This is a genomic window from Streptomyces malaysiensis subsp. samsunensis (genome assembly GCF_024519315.1).
Classification (GTDB): domain Bacteria; phylum Actinomycetota; class Actinomycetes; order Streptomycetales; family Streptomycetaceae; genus Streptomyces; species Streptomyces malaysiensis.
Window position 1 is genome coordinate 33,558 of record NZ_JANIIC010000041.1, and the last position, 23,304, is coordinate 56,861.

The following is a 23,304-nucleotide window of genomic DNA, read 5'->3' on the forward strand; positions in this document are numbered from 1 at the left end:
CGTCTTTCCTTGGACCACCAACGCGCGGCCGACTGCCCGGAGTTCGGGCGGCTTCGACAAGATCGAGTGTAGCGCACGGAACCGAACACCACTGCCGCGGCGGCGTCCACCCAACGGCTTCCGCGTCGCCGCGTGATCAGGGCCAGGCGGTCCGGAGGGCCGGTGGCCTGCTCACCGAGCTGATCCGGCCAGCCGCGGTGGCCGCGAAGTGGGCTGTGTGATGGAGGAGTTGGCGGCGGGCGGGTACCCGGTCATCGCGGTCGGCTGCCCGTCGGTGGCGACGGTCCTCCAGGTCACGGACGGCGGCCGTACCGAGCGCGATCTCCAACCGGGCCACGAGAACTGAGCACTCCGAGGCAGGGCACGGTTCGTCTTCGTGCCCTAGAATTCCCCGGCCACTGGCGAAAAACGCGCGGTCGACCGCGTGGACGGGGAGGAGCTGCGATGGCAACGGGGGGATGGGGTCAGCCGAACGGCCCTGGGCAGGGAGGCAATCGTTGGGGGCCGCCGCCCCCGGCACCCAATCCGTACACGCCGCCACCGGCTCCGGACCCGTACGGGCCGCCGCCGCCGAACCCCTACGGGCCCCCGCCACCGCCGCCCGGGCCCTACCGGCCGACGCCCACGCGTCGGCGCTGGTACCGGCGAGTGCCTCTCCTCTTCATCCTCGTCCCCCTGCTCCGCCTGGCGCACCGGCCCGCGCGGAAACTGTTCGACCAGGAGGGCGGCGGACGCGTCTACGACCCCGTGGTCAACCGCGTTCAGATCACCCGGACGGTGCTCGGCGTCCTCGCGACATTGGCCCTGTACTACATGTACGGATCGGATGGCGACCTGAAGGACCAGGCCAGCGAGAGTGCCGCCATGGTCATGTTGACCCCGATCCTGCTCCTCATCGCCGGACCGTTGATCATCGCAATCTTCATCCGCTACGCGCCCGCGGAGCGGCGGCGGATGCTGCGCTCCCGGCTCAGCGTCCCGGCCAAGACCGTCGGCTGGTACGTCCTGACCGTGGCCGTCCTCGCCGCCACGCTGTGGGGGATCTCGGCCAACCCCGAGGTGCTGGAAGGGCTGCACGGCGTGTGGTTGTTCGTGGCCGCGGTCCCGGCGCTCGTGTTCGTGCTGTGGGGGCTGCCGTTCTTCTTCCTGGCCTCGGCGTACGTCGCCCGCTCAGCCTTCAACACCGCCTATGTGCACGCCGCGCTGCCAGCCGTGATCACCGTGGTGATGGTGTGGATCATCGCCGTCTTGAAGGGGACCGAGAGCGGTCTGCCGGGCGGGCCGCTGTGGGCCCAGATCTGCTCCCTGTTCGGCGGACCGCTGTCGGTGACGGCGCTCTCCCTGTGGGAACTGCACCGACTGCGCACACGCCACGGCGTGACCATACGCCGCTGAGACAGCCACCTATGCGGGTATCGCGGTGCGGAGGCGGCCGACTCATCGGCCGGGGGCGTCCGCCCGGGTCCACCGCCAGTTGCCGGACGGGCACGGGTATGCGTTCCACGGTTGTCCGATGCCGGCCGTACCGCCCGTATGACGGACGAGGACGTCCTGCGTCGGTCGCCTTGCCCCAAGCCCGAAGCCCGAGGGCTCCTCGGCGCGCATCCGGCCACCGAGCCACCGCGAAAACCCGTTGGCGGGCCACGGCGGCCACTGCTACTTTTCCGGAGGCCGTGCGAGAGAGCGAGGAGGTGGTACCCGTGAACGTATCGACGTGGGTGCTCTCCTCCGGGGTCACGGTCGGGCGATAGGTCGTCCGGGAGCGCCGTTCAGCAGCACTCCCGAAAGGCACGACCATGCGATTCACTTCCGAACAGCGCCTCGACGACGGCGTCATCGAGCGCGAATTCACCCTCGGCGAGATCCCCGGCACCCTGTGGACGCCCGGATCCGCCGCACCGACCCCGCTGATCCTGATGGCCCACAACAACGGCCTGCCCAAGGCGGAACCCCGGCTGGTGGCCCGGGCCCGGTACACCGCGGCGTGTGGCTACGCGGTGGCCACCATCGACGCCGCCGGATGCGGTGTCCGGCCCCGTTCCGCCGCCGACGAGCAGGCCCGCGCCGACCTCCGGCGAGCGATGCAGACCGGCGAACCGGTCGACGAGATCTTCGAATCCCTCGTCGGCCCACTGGTCGACAAGGCGGCCCCGGAATGGCGGACCACCCTGGACGCCCTCCTTGCGCTGCCCGAGATCGGCGGCCCGGTCGGGTACTCGGGGTGGACCGCCCTCGGTATCCGCCTCGCGGCGGTCGATCCGCGCATCGCGGCCGCCGGTTTCTTCGCCGGGGGTTATGTGCCCCTCGCCCAGCGCGAGGAGGCCCGGCAGGTCACCATTCCGCTGCTGCTCCTGCTCCAGTGGGACGACGAAGGGAACCCCCGGCAACGGGCCCTGGACCTGTTCGACGCCTTCGGCAGCAAGGAGAAGACGCTGCACGCCAACCTGGGCGGGCACCTCGGCACCCCATGGTTCGAGGTGGAGGACGGGGACCGGTTCTTCGGTCGGCACCTGAAGTGAGGCCGGGCCGTCCGGCGGGCAGCGGACGGTAGGCGGTACCGGCCACGATGCCGCTCATCGAGGACAGGCCCCGGCCTTCCTCGATGAGCGGTGGCCGGCAGACGCACAACCGCCCCGATCGCGGCGGTACCCGTTGACTACGCGGGGCCGCTCGGAGGCTCATCGCAGCCTCCCCGAGTGGGGGGCCTGGACCGGGCCCGCTCAGCCTTCAACAGGCGCTGGTAGTCCGTGAGTACGCGCAGCAGCGCGAAGCCCGTGCCGAGCGGGACGGTGCCGAGTTCCAGTCGCGGGTGCCGGGCGTCGCCGAGGTCGGCCCGTATATCGGGGAGCCGTACGCCATGGGCGGCGAACTCGTCACGGAGGATTGCTGCGACCCGCTCGGCGGGGGTGGGGTTCATGCGGTGCTTTTCGTGTTCGTGGGCGGAAGGTTGAACTCGAACCACACCGCTTTGCCTGTGCCTTCGGCCGGTTCGTCGATGGTCATACCGCAGATGTCGGAGAGGGCCGTGACCAGGAAGAGGCCGCGACCGTTGGTCTCATGGCCCGCCGCGCGGCGGGGCGAGGGGAGTTCGGGGCTGTCGTCGTGGACGGTCACCCGCACGCGGTCGTGCCGGACGGTGGCGGCCATCCGTACATCGCCCTTGCCGTGCCGATGGACGTTGGTCACTAACTCCGACGCGCAAAGGGCTGCCGCCTCGGCGAGTTGGGAGAGTCCCGAGGCCGCGAAGATCCCGCGCACGAAGTCGCGGCACAGACGGGGGGGTAGTGGGGAGGGCGGGGGCGGAGAGGGTGTAGCGGTGTGGATGTTCCGGGTGAGCGGGTGCTCCCATGCGACGCCTCCGTGGCGCTTCGTGAACGGGCATCGTGCGGCCCCCACAGCTGCGCTGTGTGACTGCCACCACACATACGGTAGAGATTGGGGATGACAAGTTCAACCTATCCGCGAGAATGAGTGGACCGACCCACCCCCTGACGGCAAACTGTGGCCCACACCCTGAGGAGAGACCCCGTTGGCACTGCGAACCAACCCCACCGAGAGACAGCGCCGCCTTGGCGCAGAGCTGCGAAGGTTGCGCGAGCAAGCCGGGTTGACGCTGAACGAGGCGGGCGCGCTCATCGACATGGGTCGTGTGCACCTGACCCACGTCGAGGGCGGCCGCACGGCGATCCCGACCGAGCGGCTGCGTCGGCTTTGCGAAGGCTACCGGTGCACGAGTTCACCGTTTGTCGAGGCGTTGGTCAGCCTCGCGGAAGACAAGGGCAAGGGCTGGTGGAGCGGCTACAAAAGCAACATGCCTGTTGCAGCCCTCGACTTGGCGGAACTAGAGTCCCGCACCACCAGTCTTCGCTCCTACGAGTCACTGTTGATCCCCGGCGTCTTCCAGTCGGAGGACTACATCCGCGCCATCTTCCGGGGCAGCGATGTGGTGGCGAACCCCGTGGACATCGACCGGGCAGTCGAGTTCCGCATGCAGCGCCAGGCAGCTCTCACCGGCGATGAGCCCCCCACGATCCATGCCGTTATTCACGAGGCCGCGCTGCACATGCGGTTCGGCGGCTCGGCCGTGACACGCAAGCAGTTGCTACGGCTCGTAGAACTGGCGGAACTGCCGCATGTGACGATTCAGGTCCTGCCCTTTACTGCGGACGGCGTTCCGATGGTGAACACGCCCTTCAACCTGATCGCTTCGCACGGCGGGATTCTGGAAACCATCCAGATGGACCACGCCAGCCGGTCCATGTTCCTCCATGACCCGGACTCGGTCACCGAGTATCAACGGCACTTCGACCGGCTCCGCACCGAAGCCCTCCCGCCAGTGGTCGGCGGCCCATCCGCGCTCAGCCACGACGTGCGAGATTCGCTCGGCCTGATCCAACACATCCTCTACAGCCATTACTAGCAGGAAGCGTGGTCATGTCTGACCCCAAGTGGCGCAAGTCCTCCTACAGCGCGGACGTCCACCAAAACTGCGTGGAACTGGCCGCCGTCGCCGACGGCGTCCGCATACGTGAGAGCGACGAACCGGGCGCGGTGATCCGCACCAACCCAGCAGCACTTCGGTCGCTCATACGAGCCGTAAAAGCCGCACGCTTCGACCACATCCGCTGAGGAAGGGCAGTCATGTCCCAGCTCAACTGGCGCAAGTCCTCGTTCAGTACGGATGGAGCCAACTGCGTCGAACTCGCCACCACCCCCGACGACATCCGCATGCGCGAGAGCGACGAACCCGACTCGGTGCTCCGCACCACCCCCGCCGCGCTCGGGGTCTTCATACGCGTCGTGAAGGCCGGTCGGCTCGATCACACCGTCTGACGGGGGGCGCGCCCGCGCGACGTGGGCCGGATGGGAGGTGCGGGCAGCATCTCGCGCGCTTCGCGCGGTTGAGTCCCGCATGGCCAATCTGGCGCTGGTGGACGCAGCCGAATGCCGTGTTGGCCCAAGAGGTGTGCCCGCTGATCAGCCGAGCCAGGTGACGCGGTGATCAGCGGGCAGGTCAAGTCGCCGCAGTGTCATGAACGTGAGCCTCGGCCGCTGGAGTCGTTCGCCGATGACGTCCTGAACCTGCGGCCCCGCCGGTAGTGCGGGTCGGATCAGCGCTCGTGGGCACCTACGCCGCTGTGCCGGTCGTGGTCACTGGGAGTGGGCGCCGGTGTGGTCCTGGCGGGGCGTGGCACCGGTGAGGGTGCAGCCCTGGCGGGACAGATCCAGCTTCGATCCCTTGGTCAGACACTTCGTGATCATGTGAGTCTGCTGGCCGTAGCGACGGCCCTTCATGGAGGTCACGGCCCCGTCCGGCCCCACCTCGCAGGGCTTGTCGTCGTCGCACTCCTTGCCCTTGGCGTCGGGGTCGTTGTGGGTGTTGAAAATCCCCACGACCGTGTCATCGTCGGGGGCCAGCAGCGCCGAACCCGAATAGCCGTAACTGGGATCGCAGCCCTTGCTGGCAGCAGTGAAGCGGATCGAGTTGTCCTGCTGGTAGCCGCCCTCCCGCAGGTGCGGGACCACGGCCTCGGCGGTGCAGTTCATGCGCTCGGTGGCCAGAGTCAGCGGGTCGTTCGCGTGCACGGGAGTGGAGGCGAGCTTGAAGACTTTCGCGCCCTTGGCCGCCAACTGCGCGTAGGTCGCATCCAGGCGGTAGAGGGCGATGTCAGTGCCGGTCATCGTCGCGTACACCAGCCGGTTGGCGCGGGCGGTGGCCTGGGGGTAGCCGTGGCGGTCGCCGATGGGCACCTCGCGGTCGGCGGGCCGGTCCACCAGCGCGGCTCCGGGCTTGGGCCGCTTTCCCTCTACGCAGTGACCGTTGGTCATCATCAGCGCCGGGTCCTTTGGCCGGGAGGCGGATGTGCGGACCACTGAGCCCATACAGTTGCTCAGCTGCACCGCGCCTTTCATGTTCGGTATCTCGCTGTCGGGGGGCACATGGGTGCCGGAGATGATGCCTTTGATCCAGTCGACGTGCTTGGTGACATCGGTGTAGCTCGTCGCCCTGGCGGAATTGCCGCTGCTGACCACACCGGCCAGGGCCCACTGGCCGCCTTCGCGGACCAGTGCGGGCCCGCCGGAGTCCATGTTGGCCGCGGAGACGCTGCCGTCGGGGCTGCCGATGCACAGCTCTTCGTCGATCGGTTCGGTCACACACGCCGAGTGCGGCTGCACTTTGGTGTCAGCCTCTCGCAGCCGCTTGGGGTAACACTCCGGTTCAACGCTGTTGGCGCAGGTCATGCCCCAGCCCATGATGCGGACGGGGGTGTTTACCTTCGGCCTGGTCGAGGCGATCCGCACGGGCTTGGCCTTGACCGGGGTCTTCAGGTGCATCAGCGCGAGGTCCTTGCCCCAGAGTTTCTCCTCCCAGGTCGACAGCCGGTAGTAGTGGTCGACCTCGGCGACCTCGCCTCCGGAGGAGGGTTTTAGTGACCCGACCCGGACCTTCCAGCCCTTGGGGACACCCACCTTCGCCTCGGTCGGGTTGTTGCCGGCGCAGTGGCTGGCGGTCAGGACCCATCGCGGAGCAAGAACCTCCACCCCACAGCCGTGACCGTCCGGACGCGATGGCTTGGGAAAGGACGGCTGAAACGAGCCCATGAACGAGTACGCGTGGGCCGACTTGTGGCCACCGATGATGGCGTGCGCCGGAGGGGCGGCCATCACGGTCGCGGACACCGCGGCCACCGTCGCCAGGGCGGCGGCCGTAGCCCGGCCGGTTGGTTTGCGCATGAATGACTCCATTCCGTTTACCACCGGGCAGCTCTCCGGCGGGTGTGCGCAGGAGACGGCATCCGACCGCCCCCGTCAGGCCCCGATCCTCGGCCGAGGAGTCCTCCGGCCCATCTCGCCCGCGTATCAGCCGCCTCGCAGCGACCGCTCAGCTGTGTATCAGCCCTGGGCGACAGCCGCGGAACACTGCGGTAGGCCACCTGGGGCGTCACGTCACGTCACCGCCCTCGCGCGTTGTCGTCGACACCCACTGGCGTACGTCCCGTATCAGGGTGCGGCTGGTGTCGAGGGCGGACTCCAGGCCCTGCTCGGGGCTGGAATCGGCGCGCTGGTGGAGGACGACGCCGAGGACAAGCCGGTCGTGTCCGTCGCGGTCGGGTGCGACGATGGCCCACATCAGGTTGCCCCCCGCCGGGGTGCTGGAGCCCGTCTTGCCCCCGATGACCCCGTCCCTGCCGAGGAGCGTGTTGGTGTTGCGGAGAGTCTCCTGGGTACCCGGCACCTCCGTGCCCGGCTTGGCGACGACGGAGCGGAAAGTCGCGTCTCGCATGACCTGCCGCGCCAGCCTCAACTGGTCTCCCGCGGTACTGGTGTTGTCGGGCGAGATGCCGCTGGCGTCGGTGTACGTGGTGTGACGCATACCCAGGTCGCGGGCAGCCCGGTTCATTTTCGCGACGAACGCGTCCTCCGTTCCGCTGTCCCAACGGGCCAGCAGCCGGGCGATATTGTTCCCGGACGGGATCAGCATCAGCTCGAGGAGACGACGCTGGCTCAGCCGCTGCCCCTCGCTCACCTGGGCGGTGGACTCCACACCCGAGACGGACTCGTCGGCAGCCTGCTCGTCGATGGTGGCGCTCGGGCCGGCGCTCCCGGCTTTCAGTGGACAGTCGCGCAGGATCACGTACGCCGTCATCACCTTCGTCACGCTGGCGATCGGCACCGGCCGCTGCGCACCGGACTTACTCAGCTCGCCCCGCGAGCCCAGGCCCTCGACCTGGACACTCGCCTGCCCCTCCGCCGGCCAGGAGACGGACTGTGCCGCCCTGACCTGCGGGCCGTGGTCGTCGGTGCGTACGTAGGCGAGGCACACCAGGACGAGCACGGCCACGACACCCGCGGCCCAGGCGGCGGCCACGCGCGGCCCGGGATATCGCCGGCGCGACGGCAGGCGCGGACCGGCGGTCCCGACCAGGCTGAGAGTTTCCGTGCGGTGATCGGTGATCGGGGGCATGGAAGGGCACCTCCAAAGGCGGGCTCCGTACGCCGAGTTCGGGTACGGGGATCCACCGTGCGGGGTGCGGGTCTCAGGTGGGCCGTGGCGGGGCGTCCGTCACCGCTCCCGTGGCCGTCCGTCGTGCATCGGCCGTGTGTCGACACACGCGCGACAGTACGACGTGGTCAGGTACGAGTGATCAGGTACGAGCGGACCGGGAGGCCGCCGGAAGGCGAAGGGTCGCCACCGCCCCGCCGTCCGGGGCGTTGGCGAAGTCCAGCCCGGCGCCGATGACCTGTGCCTGGCCCAGCGCGATGGTCAGCCCCAAGCCGTGCCCGCGGCCGCGTTCCACCGACCCGGTGCGGAAGCGCTGCGGTCCCTGTGCCAGCAACTCCGCCGGGAAACCCGGGCCGTGGTCGCGTACGGTCACCGTGGTGGCCGTGACGCGGACCTCGACGAGCCCGCCGCCATGCCGATGGGCATTGACGACCAGGTTGGTGACGATCCGGTCGAGCCGGCGCGGATCCGTCTCGGCAAGCGGAGCGGCGGTCGGGGCGAACCGTACCGGCAGCCCCGTCCGTGCCAGCGAGTCGGCCACCACCTCGGCCAGCGGCACCGGCCGCAGCTCGGCGCTCTCGGCGCCCGCGTCGAGCCGGGAGATCTCCAGCAGTTCCTCCACCAGCGTCCGCAGCGCCTCCACCCGGTTCCTGACCAGGTCGGCCGCCTCTCCTTCATCGAGCAGCCCGCTCGCGGTGACCAGTCCCATCAGCGGGGTACGCAGCTCATGGGCGACATCGGCGGTGAACCGCTGCTCTGCCTTCAGACGCCCGTGCAGGCTGTCGGCCATCGCGTCCAACGCGGTGGAGATCTCCCGGATCTCGTCTCCGCGCCCGCCTCCGGCCGAGATCCGCGAGGTCAGATCACCGTCGGCGATGCGGCGCGCGGTCCGTGCGACGTGCCGGAGTCTGCGGTGGGGCAGCTCCGCCAGGAGCAGCGACAGCGGGACGATCACGGCCAGAGCGACCAGGGCGTACTTCCACATGTGCCGGTCCAGGGCCTGCCGGGTGAGCAGGTCGGGAGTCATGTCGACGCTCGTCGCTAAGGGGTCGCCGTGGTACGTCCGTGCCGCCCACATCCTGGGACGATTGGGGTTACCGTCGTACCAGGTGACCTCCTCGTCGGCCGTCACACGGCGGTCGTGGGCCGTGCCCGCCGTACTGCTGGCCTTCGGGATCTCACTGCCCGGCAGCACCCTTCCCGGGCGCGGCGAGGAACGGAGGCGACGCACCAGCGGGTCGGGCATGACCTCGGTGTTCGTGACGGCCCCTACGGGGGGTGTGCCGGTCTGCTCGTACTCATCCAGCACTTGGGACAGAGCGTCGAGGGCCTTGACCGCACCGTCGTGCATCGAGCGGTCCCGAGTGCTGTTGTGGACCAGGATTCCGATGGTCAGCGCGGTGGCGCAGCAGGCGAGCGTGACCAGCAGGGCGAATTTCCAGCGCAGCGAGTGGCGGTTGAGCAGCGCGGGTGCGGACGGCACGTCACTTCCTCCGCAGTTTGTAGCCGAAGCCACGGACCGTCTCGATGCGGTCGGCGCCTATCTTCCGGCGCAGCCGCTGCACGCACAGGTCGACGACCCGGGTGTCGCCCTCCCATCCGTAGTCCCATACGTTGCGCAGCAGGGTCTGCCGGTCGAGCACCACACCGGGGCTGACGGCGAACTCCAGCAGCAGGCGCAGCTCGGTCGGGGTCAGCGCGACGGGCCTGCCGTCCCGGAACACCTCCAGACCCGCCGTGTCGATGCTCAGGTCACCGAAGGCGAGCCGGGCACCCTCGCCGGGATCGGCCGCGGGTGCCGGGGCGGCCGGTGGGAGAGCGGTCGCTCCCCCACCGGAGCCCGCCGTATGCCCGGGCACGAACGCGGCGCGCCGCAGCAGCGAACGGATACGTGCCACCAGGACGGCGGTGTCGACGGGCTTGACCACATAGTCGTCGGCGCCAGCCTCCAGACCCGATACGACGTCCAGCGCGTCGCCGCGTGCCGACATCATCAGGATGGGGGTCGTGCTCATCTCGCGGATGCGCCGGCACAGCCCGATGCCGTCCAGTGCGGGCAGCATCACATCAAGGAGCAGTACGTCGTGCCCGCCCTGCTGGAACAACTCAAGGCCGGTCAGGCCGTCCTCGGCGGCGGCGACGCGATAGCCGTAGCGCCCGAGGGCCAGCTCGACGGCTCTGCGGATCACCTCGTCGTCCTCGACGAGCAGGACCGAGACGGGCGGCTGCGTGCCCTGGTCAACGCCGTGCCCAACCGGTGAAGCGGACATTCCTTACCCTTCGGAGGTAGAAGCGGGCAGCATCACGCCGCCGGGATTCACCCGGGCCGGTGCCCGCCTGCCCTCGCGCGCGGGACGCAAGCGGTTCGAGCGCCGCCGGGCCGCCGCGACGCCGGTGCCCGCGCACGGCGCAGCGACGCCGTCCTGCTTCGGTCCGGCGCCTGCGGCACGGTGGTGATCGAAAGCGGCTTACCTGGATGCCATGCGGGTCTGTCGACCCAGGCAGATAGTGCCACACCACCGGACCACCCGGACCGGGATCCTCAGCGCCGCCCCGGTGCCGCTCAGCGCTGCTCGGGCGGTTGGCACCGGGCGTCTCCAGAAACGGTCGTCTCCAGAAAGCGGATACGGTCGCGGCGTTCGGGCCCGCGGTCAACTCTGTGGGGCGCGGATCTCCGTGGCGTCGCGGTCCGGTGTCGGGCGCCGCTCCACCGTGTCTCCGTCGTGTATCAGCCGGGCATCCGCACCCGCGCGGGAGGCAGGAACAGGCTCGGGAAGCGGCCGGAAGGCACGGTGCCGCAACGGCTCCGCTGAACGCCGCGTCGCGGGCGGCGACGTTGGGGCGAGGACTCCGCCTGCGCCCAGCGATTCCAAGAAGTTCGGCTCCTGGTCCTCGAACTTCTGGCGTACGGAGGAGCTGTTGCCTCAAGGAGCAGCTCGGTACGCCGCACTGAGCCGTGGCCCCCGTCGCATGACCGGTTCAGCCTACCCGGATGGCCCGTTTCATACCCCACTGAGAAGATTGAGCCGGTTCGCTCTACTGGGGGCCACGGAGAACAAGGAGAGCCGGTCATGTCCAAACGACTGCATGTGGGCAACTTGAGCTACCAGACGACGACACAGGACCTGGCGACCCTGTTCGGGCAGTTCGGCGAGGTGCTGGACGCCACCGTGATCACCGACCGGGAGAGCGGCCGCTCGCGGGGGTTCGGGTTCGTGGAGATGGACGAGATGGCGGCGGAGAAGGCGATGACCCAGCTCGACGGTTCGCGGATGAACGGCAGAGCGGTCACCGTCACCGAGGCGAGGGCAGCCGCACGTGGCACACGCCGAGAAACCGGCCCAGCGATGAACTGATACCGCGACCCCGGGGATGCGTGGCTACATGGGGTGCCGTTGACGAACGGTGAATTAACCGATATGTAGCCGAGCATGGCCGTTTAGCGCGAGGCGTCCGCCATGGTGGAGCACCATCGCTTCGACAGCGCCGCGCAGCGCAGCGGGCGACACGGTTCTTTCCGGCGCCCCAGCACGTCGTGCCGCTTCACCACCGATCCCGGTGGTGAAGCGGGTGAATCGACTACTTCTGTGGTCCATGTGAAACCTAGGTAATAAATGAGGGGCAGGCTGTGAACAACAGGGAACCCAGTGTTAAGCGCACCAGCACGTGGGAGGTTCGCTCCTCCCTGTTCGTTGCCCTCCCCGGACTTGAAACCGCTGAACTCGTGAGTCGAATCGGCGCCTACGCCTCAGAGCGAGGCGTCGATCTCGTCCCCGCTGGCACTCACGATCCCGACGGATGCGCTCGTACTGTCGGGGGAACTTTTGGGATCGAGGCAGAAAGCCCTGGGCTGGCCGTCGACTCAGCCCTGAATTTTCTCATCAAGCGTGTGACGCGCTAGACATTCCAGTCGGCGAGATCGAAGAAATCGTGGTCGAGCGTGGGGACATCGATCCGAGAGATCTCTGAATTATCGCGCACAGCTCCAAAATCGGGTCGCAGGACAGGCCCTGGAGAGGCAGGCCGGGGTCCGGGCTCAGTCGAGGTCGATCCCCGGCGGAGCCGTAGGCGCACCCGGGAGCCTGATCCAGGCGACCGTGCCGCCGCCCGGGGCCGGTTCCAGCCCCACCTGACCGCCCGACTGCTGGACCGTACGGGCCACGATCGACAGCCCGAGGCCCGAGCCGGGCATGCTGCGGGCGGACGGGGAGCGCCAGAAGCGCTCGAAGACATGCGGCAGCTCCTCGGCGGGGATGCCGGGGCCGTGGTCCCGCACCCGTACCTCTCCGCTTTTGAGGACGACGTCGATCACACCACCCGAAGGGCTGAACTTCACGGCGTTGTCGAGCAGATTGACCAGCGCCCGCTCCAGAGCGGCCACCTCGCCGCGCACGTACCAGGGCTCGATCGAGGCGTTGATCGTGAGATGCACACCGCGCAGCCGGGCCCGCTCCAGGGCCGTCCGTACCACCTCGTGCAGCGCCATCACCTGCGGGGGCCCGCTGCCGGGCTCGGCGTCGGGGCGGGACAGCTCCTGGAGATCGCCGATCAGCGCGGCGAGCTCGGTCATCTGCGCCTTGACGCTCCCCATGAGCGCCTTACGGTCACCGGGCGGCAGCGCGCGGCCGGTCTCCTCGCTGCGGGCGAGCAGCTCGATATTGGTCCGCAGCGAGGTGAGCGGGGTGCGCAGCTCATGCCCGGCATCCGCGATCAGCTGCTGCTGACGGTCGCGGGAGGAGGCGAGGGCAGCCGTCATGGAGTTGAACGACCGGGACAGCCGGGCGATCTCGTCATCGCCCTCCGTAGGGATGCGGACGGCCAGGTCCTCCGTGCGGGCCACATGCTCGACCGCCTCGGTCAGCCGGTCCACGGGCTTGAGCCCGGTCCTGGCGATCCACAGGCCCGCGGCGCCCGCGCCGACCACGCCGCCCCCGGCGACGAGGGCGAGGACCAGCGCGAGCGTGCCCAGCGGACGCTCGACCTCGCTCAGCGGGCGGGCCATCGAGACGGCGATCCCGCGCGGCAGCGGGCTGCCGGGGCCCTCGGTCGGCCGGTAGGTGAACACCCGCATGTCCCGGCCGCCCGCGCCCGTCGCGTCATGCAGCGCGTTCGGCCGCTGCCCGACGGCCACGGCCACATCGGCGGTGGTCACCGGCAGCTGGGTCGCCCCGGGCTGGGTGCAGCGGCTCCCGTCGGCCAGCACGATCTGCACGGAGTACGAGCCGAGGGCGTGCGGAGTGTGGCCGTCGGCGCCGTCGGGGCTCTGGCACGCCTCCAGGATGCTCAGCACATTGCGCTCGTCCACCTTGACGTTGCGCAGGGACGAGTCGAGTTGGGCGCTGAGCTGCTCCCGGACGATCAGCCAGCACGCGAACGCGGACACCGCCACCGCGACCGCCACCGCCACCGCGGTCAGCAGGGCCAGCCGCGAACGCAGCGGCAGGGTGCGGAACCTCACGAGGGCTCGCCCTCCGCGGACCGCAGCACATACCCCACCCCGCGCACGGTGTGCACGAGCCGCGGCTCGCCGCCCGCCTCGGTCTTACGGCGCAGATACATCACGTACACATCCAGCGAGTTGGACGAGGGCTCGAAGTCGAAGCCCCACACCGCCTTGAGGATCTGCTCCCGGGTGAGCACCTGACGGGGGTGCGCCAGGAACATCTCCAGCAGGGTGAACTCGGTGCGGGTCAGCTCGACGCGGCGCCCGCCGCGGGCGACCTCGCGGGTCGTCAGGTCCATCCGCAGATCGCCGAAGGTCAGCACATCCTCCTCGGGCAGCGCCGCGCCCTGCTGGGCCACGTAGGAGCTGCGGCGCAGCAGGGCACGGATGCGGGCCAGCAGTTCGTCCAGTTCGAAGGGTTTGACGAGGTAGTCGTCCGCGCCCGCGTCGAGCCCGGTGACCCGGTCGCCCACCGTGTCCCGCGCGGTGAGCATCAGGATCGGCAGCGTCACCCCGGTGGCGCGCAGCCGCCGCGCGGCGGTCAGCCCGTCCATCCGGGGCATCAGCACATCGAGCACGATCAGCTCGGGGTCGTAGGAGCCCACCTTGGCCAGCGCGTCCAGCCCGTCCACGGCGGTCTCGGTCGCATAGCCCTCGAAGACGAGGCTGCGGTGCAGGGCTTCCCGGACGGCCGGCTCGTCGTCGACGATCAGGATGCGGGACGGCTGATCGCCGTGGTCGGGGCTCATGGGTCGATTTCCTTAGCGGTGACGGTGCGGGTGACGTGACTGACGCTGACGGTGGGGCTGGGGCGGGGGCCGCGCCGGGCGGTGCGGCGCCGCTCTGCCAGCCTCGCACGTCGGTCAGGCGTTGCCGCCACTGCCGCCCGAGCGCAGGGAGTCGAGATCGGACTTGACGGTGTTGATCGGAATCGAGAAGCCGAGGCCGACGCTGCCCGCGTCACCGGAGCTCTGGCCCGAGGCCGAGGAGTACATCGCGGAGTTGATCCCGATGACCTGGCCGCTCATATTGATCAGCGCACCGCCGGAGTTGCCGGGGTTGAGCGAGGCATCGGTCTGGATGGCCTTGTAGGTGGTGGTCGACGAGCCGACGTCGCCGTTGTACCGGCCGCCGCCGAACTCGAACGGCCACTGCCCGCCGCCGCCCGACCCCTGACCGCCCTGCTCCTGGTCCGTGGAGACGGTGACATCACGGTTGAGCGAGGAGACGATACCGCTGGTGACGGTGCCGGTGAGGCCCTCGGGCGAGCCGATGGCCACGACCTGGTCGCCCACCGTGACCTTGCTGGAGTCGCCGAGGGACGCCGGCTTCAGCCCGCTCGCCCCCTCCACCTTGATCAGCGCGAGGTCCTTCTTGCTGTCGGTGCCGACGACCGTCGCGGACTTCTTGCTGCCGTCGCTGAACGTCACACTGATCGAATCGGCGCCCGAGACCACGTGGTTGTTGGTGATGATCTCGCCGCCGCTGGTGATGATCACGCCGGAGCCGGTGGACTGCCCGCTGGTGCCGCCGGCGCTGACCTCCACGATGCTGGGGCTGACGGCCGCCGCCACGGCCGAAACCCCGCTGTTGCTGCTGGACTTGGCGTTGACCACGGGAGTGGACATCGTGGTGTCGGACTTCTGGGTGGCGTTGGTGACCAGCGCGGCCGCCCCGCCGCCCACGAGCGCCGAGACGGCCGCCACGGCCGCGATCAGCGCGACCGGCCGCGGGACCCGCGCCCTGCGCCGCCCTCCGCCACCGTGCGCCCCCTCGCCCGCAAACGCGCCCCCCTCGTCCCCGCCACCGCCGCCACTGCCACCGCTGTCGCCACCCGGCCACACGGTGACCCCGGACGGCGTGGTGACCGGCGGCTGCGGCTGATACGCGGGCGGATCGGGATACCCCGCACCACCGCCGTACGAGTAGGGATAGGGCTCGTCTGCGCCGCTGCGGCGTGTGCTGTCCGTCATGTCTATGACTGTGCGACCGAAGTATGAGAGTCCCCTGAGGACCCGCTAAGAACCCCACCAGAAGTCCATATGCCCGCCATAAGGCCCCGGGCAGCACTGGGGCCCCGCCCAGGGCCCCGGCGTCCTCGGGGCCCCGCCGAACGGCGACGGCAAGCCGGGCCACCGCGCACCGCCCATAAGGCCACGGCCGCAGGGCGCGAGCACGGGCGCCGCCCGCAGAACTGCCCGCAACGCTACGGACCACGCCATAAGGCAGCCGGGCCACCGCGCACCGCCCATAAGGGCACGGCCGCAGGGCCCGCGAGCCGCCCGTCAGCAGACGGAACCCGCAAGGCGCCCGGCCGCAGAGTCCCAGCCCCGCCGAAGGCAGACGCCCCACCGCCAGCACACGGCCTCACCGGAGGACGAGAGCTCGGTGGGGGCACCGCCGCCGCCCGCGCAGCACACGGGCAGCGGGGAACGAGGCGGGCCGGTCGGGGCCCGTCCCTCGCGGCCGCGGCCGAAGGGCGGCAAAGCCCGGCTGCGGAACGGGGAAGTCGCGCCCCCTCAGCGCCAGCCTCGGCGCAGGGCGGACGCTCGCCCCGAAGGTGACCGCAGGGCGCGGGCTCGCCGGGGGCGCGGCCCCCGCAGGGCGGGCGGGGCATGGCGGACGCTCCACCCCAGACGCCCCGCCCCGAAGGTGCACACCGACCGCAGGGCGCGGGGTCTGCGGGGGCACGGCCCCGCCCGGCGCGGGGGCCGTGCCGCACGGGGGCCGTGCGGCACGGGCTCGGCTGCCAAGGCGAGCGCCCGCCCGCAGGGTCAACCGGGCCGTCTGCGACGACGACAAGGGCCGTCGGGGCCCCCAGGGCCCCGACTCGGGTAGCGGCGCTACGCGCAACCGCAGGAGTGGCGGACCACCAGCGCCGAGGGGAATTGTTTGACCCGTTCGCGGCGGGAGCCGGCGAGGCGGACGCCGTCCTCCAGTACCAGATCGACGGCGGCGCGCGCCATCGCGGGGCGGTCGGAGCCGACCGTGGTCAGCGGGGGGTCGGTGAGGTGGGCTTCCTTCACATCGTCGAAGCCTGCCACCGCCAGCTCCGCGGGAACCTCGATCCGCAGTTCGCGCGCCGCCCGCAGCACCCCGAACGCCTGGTCGTCGGTGGCGCAGAAGATGGCCGGGGGCCGGTCGGGGCCGGCGAGCAGGTCGAGGGCGACCTTATAGGCGTCGTAGCGGTTGTACGGGGCCTGGAAGAGCCGCCCCTCCGTGGGCCGGCCCGCCTCGTGCATCGCGCGGCGCCAGCCCTCGACGTGGTCGGTGACGGGGTCGCCGACGGTCGGGGTTATCTCGGTGCCGCCGAGGCAGGCCACGTAGTCATGGCCGTGCTCCAGCAGATGCCGCACCGCGAGCTGCGCACCCCCGACGTCGTCCAGCACCACCGCCACGTCGTCGATCGCCTCGGGTCGCTCGTGCAGCAGCACCACCCGGGCGTCCCACGCCTCGATCTCGGCCGCCGCGTTCTCGCTGGGGCCCTGGCTGATGAGGATCAGCCCGGACACCCGCATCCCCAGGAAGGCGCGCAGATAGTGGACCTCGCGCTCGTCGAGGTAGTCGGAGTTGCCGACCAGCACCATCTTTCCGCGCTCGGCGGCCGCCTGTTCTACGGCGTGCGCCATCTCCGCGAAGAACGGCTGCCGCGCGTCCGGGACGATCAGCCCTATGAGATCGGTCCGGCGGCTCGCCATCGCCTGCGCGACGCGGTCCGGCCGGTAGCCGAGCTCCTTGATCGCGGCGAGCACCCGCTCGCGCGTGGCCGGGGCGACCGGCCGGGGTCCGTTATTGATGACGTAACTCACGACCGCGGTCGACGTTCCCGCAAGCCTTGCCACATCATCCCGCGTCACCTTGGCCACGCGCGAAGTCTACGCGGGTCCAGCTAGCTGTTGGCCGGTCGTGCGGCAGCTGCCCTCGCCTCGGAGCCTGCGGCCCCTTCGGGGTGCTCTCCCCGCGCGGCGTCGCCCACTCCGGCGTCCCGCGCCTTCGCCTTGACCCGGGCCTCCTCGGCAGCGCGCTCGACCTTCTCCGGGGCGACGAAACGGTAGCCCACGTTCCGCACGGTGCCGATCAGGGACTCGTGCTCCGGGCCCAGCTTGGCGCGCAGCCGCCGGACGTGAACGTCCACCGTACGGGTGCCGCCGAAGTAGTCATAGCCCCAGACCTCCTGGAGCAGCTGCGCCCGGGTGAAGACCCGGCCGGGGTGCTGGGCGAGGTACTTCAGCAGCTCGAACTCCTTGAATGTGAGATCGAGCACACGCCCCTTGAGCTTGGCGCTGTAGGTGGCCTCGTCGACCGAGAGATCGCCGTTGCGGATCTCCATCGGGCTGTCGTCGGTGGTGATCTGCTGGCGGCCCATGGCCAGCCGCAGCCGGGCCTCGACCTCCGCCGGGCCCGCGGTGTCCAGCAGGACGTCGTCGATGCCCCAGTCGGCGGTGACGGCGGCGAGCCCGCCCTCGGTCACCACCAGGATCAGCGGACAGCCGGGGCCGGTGGACCGCAGCAGCTGGCACAGGCTGCGCACCTGCGGCAGATCGCGGCGGCCGTCGATCAGGATGACATCGGCACCCGGGGTGTCCACCAGGGCCGGGCCTTCGGCGGGGGCCACCCGCACGCTGTGCAGCAGGAGGCCGAGGGCGGGGAGCACCTCCGTCGAGGGCTGGAGTGCATTGGTCAGCAGCAGGAGGGAACTCATCGTCCATCACCTGCCCCGGCCGTGATCTCGAGGTCGTGCACGCTTCGCTCGCCCATTACGTCGGTTCCTCCTCGGTCCCTGTGCGAGAGGGGCACCTCCCGGGCAGCGCCCGGGGGAGTCTGCGGCTACTACTTCGTACGGTTACGTCCGCGCCCTTGGAGCGACGGTGCGCTCAAACGCGCACCACGCCCCGAAAGCACAAAAGGACCCGGGGGCTACGTTGCCCGGATCCTCTTCACAGCAGAATAACCCACATGACATGTGCCGGAGAGGCTCAATCTGCTCCCCGTTGTCCTTCCGCGACCGCCGCGGCAGGACAACGGGCCATGCTGCTGACCGATGACGGGGTCTCGATCGAGGCGCGGTACGAACCTTCCCCGGCATCCGGGACCGAACCCTCCGGCCGGCTCGCGCTGGTGGTCGGGCACGGGTTCACCGGCGCCCTCGAACGCCCCGCGCTACGGCGGGTGGCCTCGGCGTTTCACCAGCACACGGCCGTGATCACATTCTCGTTCCGGGGCCATGGCAGGTCCGGCGGACGGTCCACGGTCGGCGATCGCGAAGTGCTGGACCTGGCCGCCGCGGTGCGCTGGGCGCGACGGCTCGGACATCGGCGGGTCGCCACGGTCGGCTTCTCGATGGGCGGCTCGGTGGTGATCCGGCAGGCGGCGCTGTCCGGGAAGAACGATCAAATCCGGCCGATGCAAGACATACCCCACGGGGAGCGCACAGGGCGCTCGCCGGGGCGCACGGACCGAGCGAACGGGGAACCCACCACCGCTCCCGGCGAGGCCGCCGACGGCGCCGCGCCCGACGCCGTGGTCTCGGTGAGCGCACCCGCCCGCTGGTACTACCGCGGCACCGCGCCCATGCGGCGGGTCCACTGGGCGGTCACCCGGCCGGCCGGACGGCTGGTCTCCCGCTACGGGCTGGGCACCCGGATCGACCCCCGCGGCTGGGACGTCGATCCGCTGCCCCCGGTGGCCGCGGCGCCGCTGATCGCCCCGACGCCGCTGCTGATCGTGCATGGCGACCGGGATCCGTACTTCCCGCTGGACCATCCGCGGATGCTGGCGTCGGCGGCGGACCCGGCCACCTCGGAGCTGTGGATCGAACCGGGCTTCGGCCACGCCGAGACCGCCGCCTCCCCCGCCCTGCTGACCCGTATCGCCGACTGGGCCGCGGCCAACGCCTGAGCGGCGTACGGCCGAGCGGTCGGCTGCTCCGGCTGTCCGGCGCTCCGGCTATTCGGCCGGTCGGCTATGCGGCCGGTCGGCTACTCGGGCCTCCGCCACCGGCTCGGCGAACTGGGACGCGTAGAGCCGGGCGTACGCACCGCCGGCCGCGAGGAGCGCGTCATGGGAGCCCTGCTCCACGATCCGCCCCGACTCCATCACCAGGATCACGTCCGCGTCCCGGATGGTCGACAGCCGGTGCGCGATCACAAAGCTGGTGCGGCCGCTCCGCAGCGAGGCCATCGCCCGCTGGATGAGGACCTCGGTGCGGGTGTCGACCGAGCTGGTGGCCTCGTCCAGCACCAGGATCGACGGCTCGGCGAGGAACGCCCGCGCGATCGTGATCAGCTGCTTCTCACCGGCGCTGACGTTGGAGCCCTCTTCGTCGATCACCGTGTCGTAGCCGTCCGGCAGCATCCGTACGAAGCGGTCCACATAGGTGGCCTTCGCCGCCGCCACGATCTTCTCGAAACCGGCGCCCTGCGCGCCGTACGCGATGTTCTCGGCGATCGTCCCGCCGAACAGCCAGGTGTCCTGGAGGACCATCCCGAAATGGGAGCGCAGCTCCTCCCGTGACATCTCGGCGATGTTCACCCCGTCGAGCGTGATCCGCCCGCCGCTGACCTCGTAGAACCGCATCAGCAGATTGACCAGCGTGGTCTTCCCCGCGCCGGTCGGCCCGACGATGGCCACGGTCTGCCCCGGCCGCACCGACAGCGACAGACCCTCGATGAGCGGCTTGTCCGGCTGGTAGCGGAAGGCGACCTCCTCGAACGCGACCTGCCCGCGCACCACCTCCGGCCGCCGCGCCGCCACCGGCCCCGCGCTCTGCTCCGGCGCGTCCAGCAGTTCGAAGACCCGCTCGGCGGAGGCCACGCCCGACTGGACCATGTTGGCCATGGAGGCCACCTGGGTGAGCGGCTGGCTGAACTGCCGGGTGTACTGGACGAACGCCTGGACGTCGCCGATCGACAGCGCGCCGGAGGCCACCCGGAGCCCGCCGACCACGGCCACCAGCACATAGTTGAGATTGCCGATGAACATCATCGAGGGCTGGATCAGCCCGGAGATGAACTGGGCCCGGAAGCCCGCCTCGTAGAGCTTGTCGTTCTGCTCCCGGAACAGCTCCGCGGACTCCTTCTCCCGCCCGAAGACCTTCACCAGCGAATGGCCGGTGTACATCTCCTCGATATGGGCGTTGAGCTTGCCCGTGGTCTTCCACTGGGCCACGAACTGGGGCTGTGCGCGCTTGCCGATGCGCGTCGTCACCCACACCGAGACCGGGACGGTGATCAGCGCCACCAGCGCCAGCAGCGGCGAGATCCAGAACATCATCGACAGCACGCCCACGATCATCAGCAGCGAGGCCATGATCTGGCTGAGGGTCTGCTGGAGCGTCTGCTGGATGTTGTCGATGTCGTTGGTGGCACGGGAGAGCACCTCGCCGCGCGACTGCTTGTCGAAGTACGAGAGCGGCAGCCGCGCCAGCTTGTGCTCCACGTCCTCGCGCAGCCGGAAGACCGAGCGCTGGACGACGACCGTGGCCACCCGCGCCTGGAGGAGGTTCAGGAGCGAGGAGACGACATACAGCGCCGTGACCCACAGCAGGACGACGCCGACCGCGTGGAAGTCGATGCCCTGGCCGGGGGTGACGTCCATCGAGGCGACCATGTCGGCGACCGTGCCCTGGTCCCTGTCCCGCAGCCACTGGACAGCCTGCTCCTTGCTGACGCCATCGGGCAGCTGCCGTCCGACGATGCCCGCGAAGATCAGGTCGGTGGCCGCGCCGAGGATCTTCGGGCCCACCACCGAAAGACCGATGCTGACCGTGCCCAGCGCGAGCACCAGCAGCGCGATACCGCGCTCGGGGCGGAGCCGGGCCAGCAGCCGGCGGCTGGAGCCGCGGAAGTCCATGGACCGCTCGGTGGGCTGCCCGCCCATGAAACGCCCGGGCCCGGCGGCGGGCGCCGGGCCCCGGCGGGGCGCCGTGGTGCCGCTCATGCGGCGTCTCTTACATTCGCCCCGCTGCGCCAGCAGCTGATGTAGCTGTCGCCCACGCGGCGCGGAGGTGCGGCTTTCGTCGTCTTCCGCGGCGCGGTGGCCGTGCGTGCGTCGCTCATGCCGCTTCCTCCTCGGTGAGCTGGGAGAGCACGATCTCGCGGTAGGTCTTGTTGCCGGCCATCAGCTCGCCGTGGGTACCGGCGCCGACGATCCGGCCCGCGTCGAGCACGACGATCAGGTCGGCGCCCCGGATGGTGGACACCCGCTGGGCGACGATGACGACCGTCGCGCTCTCCGTCTCGTCCACGAGCGCCGCCCTCAGCCGGGCGTCGGTGGCGTAGTCGAGCGCGGAGAAGGAGTCGTCGAAGAGATAGACGGACGGCCTGCCGACCAGGGCGCGGGCGATCGCCAGCCGCTGCCGCTGACCGCCGGAGACATTGGTCCCGCCCTGGGCGATCGGGGAGTCCAGACCGTCCTCCATGGACTCCACGAACTCCCGCGCCTGGGCGGTCTCCAGGGCCCGCCACAGCTCCTCGTCGGTGGCGCCGGGGTCGCCGTACCGCAGGTTCGAGGCGACCGTGCCGGCGAAGAGATACGGCTTCTGGGGGACGAGCCCGACGGTCCGGGTCATCACCCCCGGGTCGAGGTCGCGCACATCCACGCCGCCGATGTGAACACTGCCGTCGGTCGCGTCGAACAGCCGCGGCACCAGCCCGAGCAGGGTCGACTTGCCGCTGCCCGTGGAGCCGATGACGGCGGTGGTCCGGCCGGGCCGGGCGATCAGCGAGATGTCGCGCAGCACCGGCTCATCGGCGCCGGGGTAGCGGAACTCCACTCCCCGCAGCTCCAGCAGGCCCCGTCCGGCGTCGGCGGGCACGGGCGCCACGGGCTGGAGCGGCGGTACGACACTGGTCACGGTGTCCAGCACTTCCTGGACGCGCTCGGCGCACACCTCGGCCCGCGGCACCATCATGAACATGAAGGTGGCCATCATCACGGACGTCAGGATCTGCATCAGATAGCTGAGGAACGCGGTCAGCGCGCCGACCTGCATCCCACCGCTGTCGATGCGGTGCCCGCCGAACCAGACGACGGCCACGCTGGAGACGTTCACCACCAGCATCACGGCGGGGAACATCAGCGACATCAGCCGTCCGGCGCGCAGCGAGACATCCATCAGCCCGGTGTTGGCGGCACGGAAGCGGTCGCGCTCATGGGTGTCGCGGACGAAGGCCCGGATCACCCGGATGCCGGTGATCTGCTCGCGCAGCACCCGGTTGACGGTGTCGATGCGCTCCTGGACATGACGGAACAGCGGCCGCATCCGGCGGGCGATGAGCGTGACGACGAGGCCCAGGGCCGGAACGATGAGCAGAAGCAGCCCCGACAGCGGAACGTCCTGGTCGAGCGCCATGACGACACCGCCGACGCACATGATCGGCGCCGAGACCATCAGCGTGAAGGCCAGCAGGCACACCATCTGCACCTGCTGCACATCGTTGGTGGTACGGGTGATCAAGGACGGCGCCCCGAAGTGGCCCATCTCACGCGCGGAGAAGGACTGCACCCGGTCGAAGACGGCGGCGCGCACATCGCGGCCGAGCGCCATGGAGGTGCGCGCGCTGAAGTAGACGGCTCCCGCGGCGCAGACGATCTGGACGAAAGTGACGGCGATCATCAGCCCGCCGACACGGAGGATGTAGCCGGTGTCGCCCTTCACCACTCCGCTGTCGATGATGTCCGCGTTCAGCGCGGGCAGGTAGAGCGTGGCGAGGGTCTGCACCAACTGCAATAAGACGATCAGCGTGATCGTTCGGGTATAGGGCCTCAGATACGCCCGTATCAGTCGTACCAGCACACGCAAACCTTAAGTGACTCTCGTCCCGAACCGGCCGTATTTTCGACGAACCGAGCGTGG

General features: G+C 70.1%; 21 protein-coding genes. 8 read left to right on the forward strand and 13 right to left on the reverse strand.

All coding sequences use genetic code 11. From position 1 onward, the window contains the following. Nucleotides 1–217: 217 nt before the first annotated feature. The 3 genes from NQU54_RS30170 to NQU54_RS30180 all read left to right on the forward strand — a co-directional run bounded on the left by NQU54_RS30170 (nt 218) and on the right by NQU54_RS30180 (nt 2,519). The gene (locus NQU54_RS30170; protein WP_257633809.1) at nt 218–346 is read left to right on the forward strand and encodes a hypothetical protein; all 129 of its coding nucleotides are present in this window, start codon (nt 218–220) and stop codon (nt 344–346) included. Nucleotides 347–648: 302 nt separating this feature from the next. Next, entirely contained in the window at nt 649–1,395 is a 747-nt protein-coding gene (locus tag NQU54_RS30175; RefSeq protein ID WP_257633810.1) for a hypothetical protein, read from the forward strand. A gap of 401 nt (nt 1,396–1,796) precedes the next feature. After that, complete coding sequence (locus tag NQU54_RS30180; protein ID WP_257633811.1) at nt 1,797–2,519, forward strand: dienelactone hydrolase family protein; 723 nt, start codon at nt 1,797–1,799, stop codon at nt 2,517–2,519. Between the two features lie 137 nt (nt 2,520–2,656). Here the strand turns inward: NQU54_RS30180 and NQU54_RS30185 are convergent, their stop codons facing one another. Beyond that, complete coding sequence (locus NQU54_RS30185) at nt 2,657–2,917, reverse strand: hypothetical protein (protein WP_257633812.1); 261 nt, start codon at nt 2,915–2,917, stop codon at nt 2,657–2,659. Then, the gene (locus NQU54_RS50225) at nt 2,914–3,423 is read right to left on the reverse strand and encodes an ATP-binding protein (RefSeq protein ID WP_372506081.1); all 510 of its coding nucleotides are present in this window, start codon (nt 3,421–3,423) and stop codon (nt 2,914–2,916) included. The genes NQU54_RS30185 and NQU54_RS50225 overlap by 4 nt, the downstream gene beginning before the upstream one ends. Nucleotides 3,424–3,529: 106 nt before the next feature. Here NQU54_RS50225 and NQU54_RS30195 point away from each other — a divergent pair, with 106 nt between their 5' ends. From NQU54_RS30195 to NQU54_RS30205, 3 genes are read left to right on the forward strand one after another with little or no spacing between them, the layout of a single operon-like run. Next, nucleotides 3,530–4,420 carry a helix-turn-helix domain-containing protein gene (locus tag NQU54_RS30195; protein ID WP_257633814.1) on the forward strand — a complete coding sequence of 297 codons (891 nt, stop codon included), beginning with the start codon at nt 3,530–3,532 and terminating at the stop codon, nt 4,418–4,420. A 14-nt stretch (nt 4,421–4,434) separates the two neighbouring features. Further along, complete coding sequence (locus NQU54_RS30200) at nt 4,435–4,629, forward strand: DUF397 domain-containing protein (RefSeq protein WP_257633815.1); 195 nt, start codon at nt 4,435–4,437, stop codon at nt 4,627–4,629. Between the two features lie 12 nt (nt 4,630–4,641). Then, a complete protein-coding gene (locus NQU54_RS30205) occupies nt 4,642–4,833 on the forward strand; it encodes a DUF397 domain-containing protein (RefSeq protein WP_257633816.1) in 192 nt (63 codons plus the stop codon). A 318-nt stretch (nt 4,834–5,151) separates the two neighbouring features. Here NQU54_RS30205 and NQU54_RS30210 read toward each other — a convergent pair whose 3' ends face one another. From NQU54_RS30210 to cseB, 4 genes are all read right to left on the reverse strand, one after another. Further along, nucleotides 5,152–6,735: a S1 family serine peptidase gene (locus NQU54_RS30210; protein WP_257633817.1), complete on the reverse strand. Its 1,584-nt coding sequence runs from the start codon at nt 6,733–6,735 to the stop codon at nt 5,152–5,154. A gap of 208 nt (nt 6,736–6,943) precedes the next feature. Continuing rightward, nucleotides 6,944–7,966, reverse strand: a complete 1,023-nt coding sequence (locus NQU54_RS30215; protein WP_257633818.1) for a D-alanyl-D-alanine carboxypeptidase family protein — start codon at nt 7,964–7,966, stop codon at nt 6,944–6,946. Between the two features lie 181 nt (nt 7,967–8,147). Beyond that, nucleotides 8,148–9,488, reverse strand: coding sequence for a sensor histidine kinase (locus NQU54_RS30220; RefSeq protein WP_257633819.1), 1,341 nt, complete (start codon nt 9,486–9,488; stop codon nt 8,148–8,150). A 1-nt stretch (nt 9,489) separates the two neighbouring features. Next, entirely contained in the window at nt 9,490–10,275 is a 786-nt protein-coding gene (cseB, locus tag NQU54_RS30225; protein WP_257633820.1) for a two-component system response regulator CseB, read from the reverse strand. A gap of 801 nt (nt 10,276–11,076) precedes the next feature. Between cseB and NQU54_RS30230 the strand changes: the two genes are divergently transcribed. Continuing rightward, a complete protein-coding gene (locus tag NQU54_RS30230) occupies nt 11,077–11,361 on the forward strand; it encodes an RNA recognition motif domain-containing protein (protein ID WP_257633821.1) in 285 nt (94 codons plus the stop codon). A 680-nt stretch (nt 11,362–12,041) separates the two neighbouring features. On the opposite strand, the gene NQU54_RS30235 is transcribed toward NQU54_RS30230, so the two are convergent. The 5 genes from NQU54_RS30235 to NQU54_RS30255 form a co-directional block, all read right to left on the reverse strand. Further along, nucleotides 12,042–13,463, reverse strand: coding sequence for a sensor histidine kinase (locus tag NQU54_RS30235; protein ID WP_257633822.1), 1,422 nt, complete (start codon nt 13,461–13,463; stop codon nt 12,042–12,044). Next, nucleotides 13,460–14,197, reverse strand: a complete 738-nt coding sequence (locus NQU54_RS30240) for a response regulator transcription factor (protein WP_257633823.1) — start codon at nt 14,195–14,197, stop codon at nt 13,460–13,462. Before NQU54_RS30240 ends, NQU54_RS30235 begins: the two co-directional genes overlap by 4 nt. A gap of 114 nt (nt 14,198–14,311) precedes the next feature. After that, entirely contained in the window at nt 14,312–15,421 is a 1,110-nt protein-coding gene (locus NQU54_RS30245) for a S1C family serine protease (protein ID WP_257633824.1), read from the reverse strand. Between the two features lie 870 nt (nt 15,422–16,291). Then, on the reverse strand, nt 16,292–17,314 hold the full coding sequence (locus tag NQU54_RS30250; protein ID WP_100806597.1) for a LacI family DNA-binding transcriptional regulator: 1,023 nt from the start codon (nt 17,312–17,314) through the stop codon (nt 16,292–16,294). 23 nt (nt 17,315–17,337) lie between these two features. Further along, nucleotides 17,338–18,150 (reverse strand): response regulator transcription factor, encoded by an 813-nt coding sequence (locus NQU54_RS30255; protein WP_257633825.1) that lies wholly within the window; start codon nt 18,148–18,150, stop codon nt 17,338–17,340. Nucleotides 18,151–18,476: 326 nt separating this feature from the next. On the opposite strand from NQU54_RS30255, the gene NQU54_RS30260 reads away from it, so the two are divergent. Beyond that, on the forward strand, nt 18,477–19,346 hold the full coding sequence (locus tag NQU54_RS30260) for an alpha/beta hydrolase (protein WP_257633826.1): 870 nt from the start codon (nt 18,477–18,479) through the stop codon (nt 19,344–19,346). Between the two features lie 48 nt (nt 19,347–19,394). On the opposite strand, the gene NQU54_RS30265 is transcribed toward NQU54_RS30260, so the two are convergent. Together NQU54_RS30265 and NQU54_RS30270 are read right to left on the reverse strand one after the other, a co-directional pair. Further along, nucleotides 19,395–21,386: an ABC transporter ATP-binding protein gene (locus tag NQU54_RS30265; protein ID WP_306279200.1), complete on the reverse strand. Its 1,992-nt coding sequence runs from the start codon at nt 21,384–21,386 to the stop codon at nt 19,395–19,397. A gap of 115 nt (nt 21,387–21,501) precedes the next feature. After that, nucleotides 21,502–23,244, reverse strand: a complete 1,743-nt coding sequence (locus NQU54_RS30270) for an ABC transporter ATP-binding protein (RefSeq protein ID WP_257633827.1) — start codon at nt 23,242–23,244, stop codon at nt 21,502–21,504. Between the last annotated feature and the right edge of the window lie 60 nt (nt 23,245–23,304).